Source organism: Microbacterium sp. (assembly GCF_011620665.1).
GTDB lineage: Bacteria > Actinomycetota > Actinomycetes > Actinomycetales > Microbacteriaceae > Microbacterium.
In genome coordinates, this window is record NZ_WOYQ01000046.1 from 1 (window position 1) to 3,193 (window position 3,193).

3 protein-coding genes and 1 pseudogene are annotated in these 3,193 nt (G+C 68.7%); 3 read left to right on the forward strand and 1 reads right to left on the reverse strand.

The genetic code is table 11. From position 1 onward, the window contains the following. Positions 1-50: 50 nt before the first annotated feature. A pseudogene (locus QZV81_RS06385) lies at positions 51-332 on the reverse strand (sugar transferase); the annotation flags it as partial. Positions 333-715: 383 nt separating this feature from the next. Here QZV81_RS06385 and QZV81_RS06390 point away from each other — a divergent pair. The 3 genes from QZV81_RS06390 (at position 716) to QZV81_RS06400 (ending at position 3,174) form a co-directional block, all read left to right on the forward strand. After that, positions 716-1,501: a CPBP family glutamic-type intramembrane protease gene (locus tag QZV81_RS06390; RefSeq protein ID WP_292834501.1), complete on the forward strand. Its 786-nt coding sequence runs from the start codon at positions 716-718 to the stop codon at positions 1,499-1,501. 133 nt (positions 1,502-1,634) lie between these two features. Beyond that, positions 1,635-2,147 (forward strand): hypothetical protein, encoded by a 513-nt coding sequence (locus QZV81_RS06395; RefSeq protein ID WP_292834503.1) that lies wholly within the window; start codon positions 1,635-1,637, stop codon positions 2,145-2,147. Positions 2,148-2,379: 232 nt separating this feature from the next. Continuing rightward, positions 2,380-3,174, forward strand: a complete 795-nt coding sequence (locus QZV81_RS06400; RefSeq protein ID WP_292834505.1) for a CPBP family intramembrane glutamic endopeptidase — start codon at positions 2,380-2,382, stop codon at positions 3,172-3,174. The last annotated feature ends 19 nt before the right edge of the window (positions 3,175-3,193 follow it).

Sequence of the window (3,193 nt, forward strand, 5' to 3'; positions counted from 1 at the left end):
GCGCGATCTTGCGGGGCCAGTCTGATGAGCATCCACGATATCTCGCACTTTCAAAACGCACCGTCCTTCGCGAGGACCGCTTTCACGGTCTTGGCGAGGATGGCAACCTCGCAAGTCAGCGACCAGTTCTCGACCGGGTCGTAGAGCTCTACCTCTTGCACGAGCGGCGGGCGGGGTCCCACCAGCGACATGCTGCCGCCGAACACGTTGGACAGCTGGGGCAGCTCGTCGAGGCTGAAGCGGCGGATGAAGCTGCCCACGCGGGTGACGCGGGGGTCGTCTTTCAGCTTGAACATGACGTCGTTGCCGACATCCCGAGCTTGATCTCGCAGCGCCTGCAGATAGCTGCGCGCGACATCGACGCGAAAGAGGAACGCGAGAATCGCGACGCCGCCGAACAGGCGCGTGCTCAGGCCGACGATGCGCTTGTCCTCGGTGGTGCCGGCGCCGATCACCCGGTAGCCAACATTCGTGGGCGGTATGTCGACCGATTGCAGACGAGGCGTCACGAACCGTCCTTTCGCAAACTCCATGCTCTGTGTCGAGAGGCTATCAGCGGTATGTGTCGGAAAGGTGACGGGCCGGCGGCTTCTCCCTCGAGGTCTGTGTGTGGCCGCGCGGCTGGCAGGTCACACTGATCGCGCGGGCTCAGCGGCCACCGATAAGCGCGCAAGACCGAGTGCCCTTCCGAGGAGTGGCACGGTAGCGTGGGCGAATGCCGGAACAGTCGCTCAACGAGGTCGCCCCCGCGCCGCCGACGCGGGCGAGCCTCCGGGCGCGCACGGCTGAGAAGCTCGCGTCACCCGCCGACTGGCGGTGGGGTGGTCACACGGTCGCGGTTTGGAACGCATGGCTGGCGGCCGGTGCGCTGATCTCGCTCGTCGCCGCGGTGCTCGTCCGCGCGACGATCACCCTGGTCTGGCCCTCGCCGTGGGCGGCCACGATCGGCACCGTGCTGCTCTGGGTCGGGCTGGCCGTGCCCGTCGTCTGGGCGCTGACGCGCTCGCGGCCTGCCGGGCTGCTGCGCCTGCATCCACTCGATTTTCTGTACGCGGTGGTGCTCGGTGGCGTGCTGCGCGTCGTGCAGGGGTGGATTCAACCGGGCGTCGCCGTGTTTCCGTCGTACCCACTGGTCGACGGTCGGCTGGCGGCGGAATGGTGGCTGATCGACGGGGTCGGCGCGGTCGTCGTCTCGCCCGCTGTCGAAGAGTTCTTCTATCGCGCCGTGCTGCTGATCGCGCTCTATGTCATTCTGCGCCGCGCGCTCGGCAACGTCGTGGCCGGGGGAGCGGCCCTGCTCATCACGACCGGTCTGTTCGTGCTCGTGCACGCTTTGACGACGACTCCGACGGCCGATGCTGCCCTCTCTCTGACCCTGCTGGGTCTCGTCTGCGGGCTGCTCGTGTTGCTGACCGGGCGCATCTGGGGTGCCGTGCTGGTGCATCTCGTGTTCAACGCGACGTTCGTGCTGCTCGCGCTCACCGGCACATTTCTGGGCTGACGCGCTGCACGTGCAGGCCCGCATCGTTACACGGCGTTAACGATCACGTCGGGGTTCTGGGCTGGATGTGCCTGTAGCATGGCCCCCACAGAGGCCTTCGGCCACCGTACCCCCATTCTTCGGAGGGCTTTCCATGTTCAAGAAGTCAGCGATCTCCCTCAGCATCGCCGCCGCGCTCGTCTTCGCGGTCGCTCCTGCAGCGATGGCCGACTACGCGAGCGAGATCGAGGTTGTGGCGGGTTCGGCATCCATCGTTCCCGGTGGCTCGACGCCCATCACCGCTTCGGGCCTGACCGGCACTGAAGCGGAGTTCGAGGTCGCCTCGGGTCCTTCGGGGTCGACGCTCACCTCGATCGTGTTCGCCGCGGCGAAGCCGACGGTCGTCAAGCCCATCGTGGGCGGCACGGCCACGGCAACCTTCACGGCATCGACCGTCGGCACGTACGTCATCACGGTGACCGACGCGACCGGCACTCCGATACCGGTGACGATCACGGTCGCCACGGGCGCGGCCGGCGGTGGGTTGCCTTCGACGGGTGGCACGATCCCCGCTGAGGCGCTCTGGCTCGGCGTGGGCGCGATCGGTCTCGGCGCGATCGCCGTGACGGTCGCGATGGCGCGCCGCAAGGCTGTCGCCCAGCGCTGAGGCGCCGGGGCGGGCTGCGCGGCCGGGTTGTGGGATCGGGCGCGTCGGGTGTGGGTTTGGGCGTCGGTTGGGTTTGGGCGTCGGGTTTGGGTTTGGGTTTGGGCGTCCGGTTTGGGTTTGGGCGTCCGGTTTGGGTTTGGTACGTCCGGGTCGCGGACGACGAGCTCTCTGACAATCTCGTGACGCGTCTGGGGATTCTGCCCTGCGTGGTGGGCGTGGGGGGTGGCGTGGCATGAGCACATCTGAGCCGTCGCCCGGATCTGCGGTCGCCTATGCCCGGCCGTGGGTCGCGCTGGGCGTCGCGCTGATCGGCTTCGCGCTCACGGTGGTCGTGTTGCAGACCTACCCGGCGATCCGCCCGCAGATGCCCGCATGGCCGGACTGGGCGGCGAATCTTCTCGACCTGCTGGTGATCAGCGTGCCGTTGGTTGCTGCCGTGATCGTGGGGGCGGGTGTGGGGGCGCGGGTGGGTGCGGGTCTGGATGCCGGTTCGCGGGCGGGCGTGAGTCTGGATGCCGGTTCGCGGGCGGGTGTGGGTCTGGGGCTGGCGAGAGCCACCGGCATCCGGGAATGGCGCTTGACCGACCTCGTGCTCGGGCTGGGCATCGGGCTCGTGGTGCGCGCGGTCGTCGAGATCTTCGCTCCGACCACGGGCACCCTCGCCGGGCCGCTGGCGGGCGCGCTGCCGCTCGGCACTCTTGTCGTCATTGTGCTCGGAGCGGTGCTGGTGTCGCCGTTCGTCGAGGAGTGGTTCTTTCGCGGGCTCGTGCTGCGGGCGCTGGTCGACGCGCTGAGCGGGGCGGGGCGCATGCCGGCGGCAACGGTCGCGATCGTGGTGTCGACCGCCGCGTTTTCGGCGCTGCACTTCGTGACGTCGGGCGGCTACGTGTCGATCGCGCAGCTGATCGGGACGGTCGGGGTGGGCGTGGGATGCGGCACGCTCGCCGTGCTGACGGGCCGTTTGGGCGGCGCGATGGCCGCGCACGCGACGTTCAACGCGGTGGGAGTCGTGCTGCTGCTGGTGTAGTGGTCGGCTGGGGTGGGAC